General features: G+C 41.1%; 8 protein-coding genes, 1 tRNA gene and 1 pseudogene (1 of these 10 cut by a window edge). 1 reads left to right on the top strand and 9 read right to left on the bottom strand.

The window, feature by feature from the left end; translation table 11 throughout:
• Positions 1-12 precede the first annotated feature (12 nt).
• From COT81_00245 to COT81_00210, 8 genes are all read right to left on the bottom strand, one after another.
• A complete protein-coding gene (locus COT81_00245; protein PIS05578.1) occupies positions 13-1137 on the bottom strand; it encodes a hypothetical protein in 1125 nt (374 codons plus the stop codon).
• Positions 1138-1203: 66 nt separating this feature from the next.
• Positions 1204-2256 carry a hypothetical protein gene (locus COT81_00240; GenBank protein PIS05577.1) on the bottom strand — a complete coding sequence of 351 codons (1053 nt, stop codon included), beginning with the start codon at positions 2254-2256 and terminating at the stop codon, positions 1204-1206.
• Positions 2253-3182, bottom strand: a complete 930-nt coding sequence (locus COT81_00235) for a hypothetical protein (GenBank protein ID PIS05576.1) — start codon at positions 3180-3182, stop codon at positions 2253-2255. Before COT81_00235 ends, COT81_00240 begins: the two co-directional genes overlap by 4 nt.
• A 1-nt stretch (position 3183) precedes the next feature.
• Complete coding sequence (locus COT81_00230; GenBank protein PIS05575.1) at positions 3184-4521, bottom strand: glycoside hydrolase family 1 protein; 1338 nt, start codon at positions 4519-4521, stop codon at positions 3184-3186.
• The gene (locus tag COT81_00225) at positions 4522-5463 is read right to left on the bottom strand and encodes a hypothetical protein (GenBank protein ID PIS05574.1); all 942 of its coding nucleotides are present in this window, start codon (positions 5461-5463) and stop codon (positions 4522-4524) included.
• A gap of 62 nt (positions 5464-5525) precedes the next feature.
• Positions 5526-5807, bottom strand: a complete 282-nt coding sequence (locus COT81_00220; protein ID PIS05573.1) for a hypothetical protein — start codon at positions 5805-5807, stop codon at positions 5526-5528.
• Positions 5808-5960: 153 nt separating this feature from the next.
• Positions 5961-6143 (bottom strand): DUF1059 domain-containing protein, encoded by a 183-nt coding sequence (locus COT81_00215; GenBank protein PIS05572.1) that lies wholly within the window; start codon positions 6141-6143, stop codon positions 5961-5963.
• Positions 6144-6200: 57 nt separating this feature from the next.
• Positions 6201-7097, bottom strand: coding sequence for a hypothetical protein (locus COT81_00210; GenBank protein PIS05571.1), 897 nt, complete (start codon positions 7095-7097; stop codon positions 6201-6203).
• A gap of 176 nt (positions 7098-7273) precedes the next feature.
• Between COT81_00210 and COT81_00205 the strand changes: the two genes are divergently transcribed.
• Positions 7274-7348: transfer RNA gene (locus COT81_00205), tRNA-Glu, on the top strand.
• Positions 7349-7529: 181 nt separating this feature from the next.
• On the opposite strand, the pseudogene dnaJ reads toward COT81_00205, so the two are convergent.
• A pseudogene (gene dnaJ / locus COT81_00200) lies at positions 7530-7990 on the bottom strand (molecular chaperone DnaJ); it runs 592 nt beyond the window's last position.

Below are 7990 nucleotides of genomic sequence, written 5' to 3'. Positions count from 1 at the left end.
GGGTCAAGCAAATTAAATCTTATATTTGACGCTACGGATAAAAACGCTTTCGGCAAGACCGATAAAAACAAGGCTAACAATCAAAAAACTGCCTCCGGCGCTCACAAACGGCAAGGGGATGCCAGTCACTGGTAACAGGCCCAAATTCATGCCAATGTTTATAAAAAACTGGCTAAAAAAGATTATCAATATGCCAAAAACCACTAGCGAATAATAATCATTGTTAGTTTTAGTCGCAATAATATAAAGCCTCAAAAATATTACCCCAAAACAAAGTACTACTAGCCCCGTCCCCAGCAGTCCCAATTCTTCCGCGATTACCGCAAAGATAAAATCCGTTTGCGCGGCTGGTAAAAATTTAAGTTGAGTTTGAGTGCCAAAACCAACTCCGCGCCCCAAAAGTCCGCCGGCGCCAATAGCAATCTTGGCTTGCCTGACATTATAACCCGCGCCATACACATCAACCGTCGGATTTGCAAAAGTAAAAACTCTTTGGCGTTGAATATCGTTTAAAGCAAAAGTCCAAACTAAAGCACCACCGACTACCAAGCAGGCTAAAACTACCAGGAAATGCCACCGCCCCATACCAACTATAAGCCAAAGAATCCACCAAAGCAAAAAAATAATTACTGCCGAACCGAAATCTGGCTGCAGGGCGACTAGCAAAAATAAAATAAATGCTCCCGCGCCGCTAAGCGCAATTAATTGCAAGTTGGAATATTTGTTCATACCTCGAGTGATTAAATGGGCCAGCCAAAAAACTAAAATTAATTTTGCTATTTCAACCGGCTGAAAAGTTAAACCAAAAATATCGTACCAGCCGGTAGTACCGCCGCGCGTAACTCCAAAGAATAGAACTCCCAAAAGCAATATTACCGCCGCGGCATATAAATACATACTATATTGCTCAACCCAATCAAAGCCGATAAAAACCGTGACCAGCATCGCCAACACGCCCAAAGCAATAAATATTAACTGTTTTTGGAAGAACACCATATGAGTTTGCGGCTGACTTAACGCCACACTAAAAATAGATACCCCGCTTAAGGTAAGTAAAATAAAAATACTACCAAGCAAATACCAGTCTAAAAATCTTAATTGCCAAAATATTTTTCTTAACATTTTTTCTTTTGTCATCCACGGGCAAGGCCCGGGGATCCATGTTTAATTAGCACCTTAGATCCCAGCCTTCGCGGGGATGAGTTACTGCCAAAATGTTTTAGCATACTGCCAAAATTGCTCATCGCCATGCTTGATCTTTAGCCAGTACCACCACTCCGCTCCCCAAAAATATGCCTGGTTAAAGCCGGCGCTTTCAGTATAGTCAACAATGCTTTTCAATTTATTTAAATCCATGGAGCTATATTGCTCGGCTAATGATGCTTCAGTGATTGATGGGCCGTTAATCCAAGGTTCGGCTTGTAGCTCCATAACTATTACATTACTCAATGCTGGATTATTTTGAATAACGTTACTGGCGCGGTAGCGATAAAAGGCAGGGGGGTAAATGTGTCCAAAATAACCAATTACCGGATTCCAAACAAAACGATACAAAGTAATGCCTAAAATATCAGCGTAAGAAGAAGATTTTCCCCAAAAACTAAGCTCCCCACTATCCGTGATAATTATAGGACGAGTTGGATCAACCGACTTAACAATATGAATTTCTTGACTTAATAAATCGGCGTCGGGCTTAGGGCATTCACCAAAAATACTCAAAAACGGCTCGTTTTCTACCTGCCAGGCGATCAAGTTATTGTAAAGCGAAAAGTGTTTGGCAGTTTGTTCTATAATTTTTAGTAGCCGCCGGTTAACCATATCTTGGCTCCTGAGGCGATCAGCCCACGGAGGTGTATGACATTCGGGCCAGCGAGGAACCCTGCGGCCGATAACCGGAATCACGCCCACTCCTCTTTGGCCGGCTTGTTCAAACATCCAATCATAATCTTTAAAATAAAATTCATCAATGCGGGGCTCAATATCCGGCCAATAAATAGGAATACGAATTTTATCAACTTTTAAATCGTCTAAAATAGCTAGATACGCTTCTTGCCAATCTAAATTTAACTCTTCAGCGTAAAGCTTAGAAAAAGTGACGCCATAATCAACGCCGCCTGGTAAATAATAATCCTTGCTCCAAAATACAACGACAAAAATGATTATAACGCTAAGAAAAAAACCGATTAATATAAAAGCCCGAAACCGACTTTTAAAACCAAAAATTTTATTTTTAAAGTAATTTATCAAAAAATTCATCCGGTTGAACTTAAGGCTAATATAGCAACACCACTAACTAATATAATAATTGCAATGCTCTTTTGAATCAAAATTGAACGGGAAATTTTTTCTGATAACACCCGCGGTAACATAAGTGATATTAAAGTCGTTAAAACAAAAACAAACATATGTTGCAGCCCTTGCAATGCCCCGACTAAGCTCACTGGTCCAATACTAACCGCATAATTTACCATGACTACGCCAACGGCGCCAAAAGCCTGAGCGACAATAACCAACAATAGACCATGTTTTTGGTGATGGCCAGCTGGTTTTGGCTTGATCATTTGCCACACACCCTGCCTGATAGATCGGCTTAACAAGAAAAAACCAGCCGCTACTACTGACCCTATTCTAATCCACACAAACGGTGAGGCAAAACCATATTGATCAAACAAAAATTTACTGCCGGCTAAATTCAAAGCAAAGAAAAAAGCAGCCAAAAGCGAAAAGGCAAATATCTTGCGATTTACTTGCCAAGTTGATTTTTGGTATGAAATTAAAACAGCACCAAATAAAATTAGCAAAAAAGCTAAAAAAGAAATTGGCGCTAAAGTTTCACCGATTAAAACCCAAGCCATCAAAAGTATAAAAATTGGCTGAAAAGAAATTATAATTGGTACTACTCTTGACGCTTCTCCAAGTCGCATGGCTCGGTACAAATAAAAAATGGCAAAAACAAAGGCCACGCCATAAGCAAAAGACCAAGCCAATCCTGAAGGTGGCAAAACGAATAACTCACCGGGTAAAATTGGTGCGATGGCCAAAACCAGAACGCCTAAAAGTGAAACTAAAACCGTATAAACTGCCGGCCGATCAATTTTTTTGGTCAGTATGAATTTATCAACAACTGCCGCCGCAGCGAAAAAGAAATAAGCCAAAATCGCTGTAATTATCCAAGCGTGCATATTAAATTTCAAACGCCACGGCGTGGCCTAACAATTTTAAGAGGCGGTGCGGGATCATATTATTTTTAGCAATTTCACGGTAAACTTTAGCCGTATCCCTAAATTCACGTTCAAATGTTTTGTAATTTACTCCGATCAGGCCGAAGCGAGGATGAAAGCCTTCCTCCCATTCAAAATTGTCAATTAAAGACCAATAAAAATATCCGCGAATGTCCACGCCAGCATAAATGGCATGATATATTTCTTTTAAATGAGACACCAAATACCTTGATCGGCGGCTTTCGTCTCTTGTGGCAATGCCATTTTCGGTAATATAAATTGGCTTACGATATTTTTTAAATTCTAGTAAGGCGCTAAAAATGCCGGGAGGGTAAATTTCCCAACCCACATCAGACATTTCACGATGCTCGCGCCTGACGTCAACAAAAAATTGCCAGGTCTTCCAATGTGATTTTTCAAGCCGATAATGAAAGTAATAGTTCAACCCCAAATAGTCGTGATATTTTTTGGTCGCCCACAAAAATGAATGGTTCCAATTCCAGCTAATTAAACGAGAAACTATGATATCTATAACATTATATTTACGGTACAAAAAAACAGAGATTATATTTTTTGCTACCCCCACTTGACTTTTTCGTGATGGCCGGTCAAGAATTGAATGAATTATTTTATAAGCAGAAATATGCGACCGCCTTAGATTCTTCGCGACTCTAAACAAAGAACTCCAGCTACTTTCGCCCGGCGGCCAAACCCCCACCATATACCCTTGAGTCAAATAAACCAGCGGCTCGTTAAAAGTTACCCAACAGTCAACATATTCTCCAAATTCTTCGGCGCAAAATTTGACGTAGCGGCTAAACAAGTCAACCGATTGGGGCGCTTTAAATCCGCCCTGTCTAGCTAGCCACCGAGGCAAAGTAAAATGGTGCAAGGTTACCATTACGGTAATCCCTTTAGCTTTTAAACTTTTTAGTTGATCTAAATAATGATCGGCTGCTTTTTGGTCCCACTCCCCTTCTTTTGGTTCCAAGCGCGACCATTCTATGGAAAATCTGTAAGCATTATTGTGCATCCTGTTAATATAGCTATAATCCGTCTCATAAAGTTCATAATGATTTGAGGCGCGTCGAGATTTGTCATTGTTTTCAATATGGTTTGCGATTTGCTCCCATTCCCACCAGTCATTGTAAATGTTATTGCCTTCGATTTGATGGGCCGCCGTGGCCGTCCCCCACAAAAAATTTGGCGGAAAGCGTAAGTTGCCGTGCGGCGGAAGTTGGCGAACAACTGAATTTTGACCGCTGGTTAAAGTGTGACGGGTAAATTCTTTTTCTCTCATCTAAATAACGTTACAAGCAATACAAATTAAACTCACAAAAACAAACAACAAATAAAGCGCCAATAGCACCCCGCCTTCATTACGGCTAAACCTCTTACCTGAAACATAAAAGAAAACCACTAAAGATAGCAGCGCGATCATGAAAGAAGCAAAAACCAAGTGCTCAACATCAAAAATAATTTTCAGCGGGCGAAAAAAAGCCAAAAATCCGATAATCAAAACATTGCTCATAGTACTGCCAAAAATATTGCCCAGCGACAAACGGCCAACATGCCGCTTCCAAGATCTAAAAGCTACGATAACCTCAGGTAAATTAGTCCCCACGGAAAATATGACTAGCCCAAAAAAGAAACGCGTAAAATTAACATATTGCAACATATATTCCGCCAGCCGCAGGACGGCAAAAGAAATTATGACTACTAATATTAAACCAATGACTGCGTAAATTAAGTTTTTGAAAGTGAAAGGGACGGTTGACTGACTGCGGCTTTTAGCTTCGCGATTTAAAAAATAAAGATACGCCACCAAGGCTAAATAACCAGCAATCAAAATCATGCCATCGGCTGCGCTTAACATTCCGTCCGCGCCTAAAATAAATGGGCTAAATAAATAAATATTTAACGGTACAATTCTCCCCCATTCGCCCGATGTTTCCACCTTACGATTAAAAATTATACTTAGCGCCAAGACCAGCCCGTAAAGCACCATGATACCGCCAATTAAATTACCTAACGCTAATTGCTCGGTATGCTCAAAAATGGAGTTAACTGTTACCGCAACTTCTGGCAAGCTAGTTAAAAATCCAGTCAGCAAACCGACAAAAATCAATTTTAAATGCAAGCGTTCTCCGGCGATTCTGGCATTGTAAATAACTAAATCAGCTGCCTTACCCAAGGCATAAAATAAAACAATCAAAATAATGAAGGCCGCTAAAATTGTCATAAGTGTTTTAATTATAACACAAAACAGTCCCGCTTAGCGGGACTGTTTAAAGTGAAAATAAATTAACCTTGAGGTTGGTTTCCGCCAGCTCCAGGGGTAGGCATGCTGCCTGTCGCCGGCTTGGCTCCCTCTTTGCACTTAGCGCAATTAGCCTTGTGTGTGACTAATTCGTAAACAGCTGATAGGCCAACCAAAACGTAAATTACTCTGGATACAACGGCGTCCATACCGCCGAACAATTCGCCGACATCCCAACCGACAGCACCGACCAACAGCCAATTCAAACCGCCGATCACTAGCAGCAAAAAGGTTACCATATGGACTCCTTTATTGTGTCCTCCCATACACTCACCCCCTTTCGGTCTCTTGTTCAGTTATTAACATGTGTATTTATTAGTATAGCATGAATTTTGATTTAATTTTTTCACAACCAATATAGTATAAAAAAATTAAAACTACTGCCCAAAAGCAGTAGTTTTAGTAGCCGGCCTTAAACTCTATTCGTCGGCTAAAGTTTTTCTAACTTGTTCTACTAATTCGGACGTATCTTCATGACCATGCTCATTAACGGCGTGGCGCACAGCCACTGTTAAAACCTCGTCTTCGGTGCCTGAAATTGCTAAACTGCAATTTTTTTCACTAGGAAATTTTCGGCAATCTGCGACTTTTCTGTTGCTCATAATTTTGTTTTGTTTATTAATACAGTTGAGACCTTTATAAAATGCATTGTAGCACAATCACTCCATGTCCTTCAAAAGTAACTTTTCCGTTTTTAATTGCTTGAACTTGGGAGGAAGTTTTTTATAAGGATGCGGCATGGTGTTAATAAAAATAACTTTGGTAATATTTTTATCTTTTTGTAAAATTTCAAAGGCTGGGCCGGTTGGTAAAATATGCGTTACCGCACAATAAATTCCTCTCGCCCCCAAAGCTTTTAACGCCGCGGCGGTTTTACATAATGTACCTCCTGATTGAACCATGTCGTCCGCTAAAATCACATTCATATTTTTCACTTCTCCTGATACATCAGTAACAATTGCTCGATCGCGGCCAGGGCGTGATTTGGAGACTTTTACAATTTTTTTTATGCCAAGCGCTGAAGCATATTTTTCGGCACGTTTGATACTGCCTTTATCGGTAGCTGCGATAGTAAAATTTTTTATTTTAGTTTTTTCCAGTTCTTTGATCAATAAAGGAACAGCGCTGATTCCCTGATATTTAATCTTAAATAATTTTGGCACGCGATGCCCGTGCATATCAACCACAATCACTTTTGTCGCTCCAGCCGCTTCAATTGTCTGAACAATTAGCTTGGACGAAAAAGTTGTACCGGCCGGGTGAACGCGGTCGGCTTTAGCATAACCGAAATACGGGATAATAACATTTACTTTTTTAGCGCCATTAACTTTTAAAGTGTGAATTAAAATTAAAAGCTCCAATAGGTTATCACCGGGTGGATAAGTCGCCCCGATGACGTACGCTTCCCTGCCCTTAACCCTTTCTTTTAAGGCTATGGCTATCTCTTGGTCGGCAAAACGTGTCACTTCGGCTTTAGCTAATCTAAATTTTTTACTTCTAGCTAGCGACTTAGCCAAATTTACGCTGGCATTGGTTGAAAAAATTAATTTGGGCATAAAAACATTATAACACAGCACGTATTATGGTTGACATTTTATGCGTAGCTTGTTATTAGTTATGAGCACCCGGCCCTATCGTCTAACGGCTAGGATCCCAGCACCAAAGCGAAGCTTGGTCCGGGACGCGCGCCAGGTTTTTGTCGCGTATTAAATTTTGATACAATATTTTTTATGCCGCTATCGTCTAATGGTTAGGACGTCAGGTTCTCATCCTGGAAATCGGGGTTCGATTCCCCGTAGCGGTACTAGCAAAATTTTAGTGCGCAGGCCGATCCTGCCTGCCCGTCCGAAGCGTTAGCGTAGGCGGAGAAGCCCCTATGGGTAGGAGCAAAGCGACGACTAAGATCCCCCCATGCCCGTCCGTAGCTTTTCACCCTTCCGAAGCTTCATGCGAAGGAGGGTAGCGAAGGTGGGTGGGGTCACAAATTACTATTCTAATTCCTCAAGTTGTTCGAGCAGCTTTTTTTGCTTACGAGATAATTTAGTTGGCACTTTAACCTTGATTTCAACTAAATGATTGCCGCGGCCATGGCCATTCAGATGCGGCACGCCCTTACCTTTAAGCACAAACACTTTGCCGCTTGGTGTACCGGACGGAATTTTTAAAGCAACGGGGCCATCAATTGTTTCAACTCCCACTTTCCCGCCAAGCGCAGCGGTAGCGTAACTTATGAGTTTAGTATTGATGATATTGTAACCATCTCGTTGGAACCCAATTTCTGGCAGCACTACCACATTAACATACAAATCCCCAGCCACTCCGCCCTGAATAGCCTCTCCCTCACCGCTTAACCTGATAGTTTGGCCGTTGTCAATGCCCGCCGGAATTTTTACTTTTAATTCTGTTTGCTTTTTGATCACACCTTGGCCATGGCATTGAGCACATTTTT

The sequence above is a fragment of the Candidatus Buchananbacteria bacterium CG10_big_fil_rev_8_21_14_0_10_42_9 genome, assembly GCA_002773845.1.
Lineage (GTDB): Bacteria > Patescibacteriota > Patescibacteriia > Buchananbacterales > 21-14-0-10-42-9 > 21-14-0-10-42-9.
Note: the sequence above shows the minus strand (reverse complement) of the source record. Positions and strands in the feature narration are given on the sequence as shown.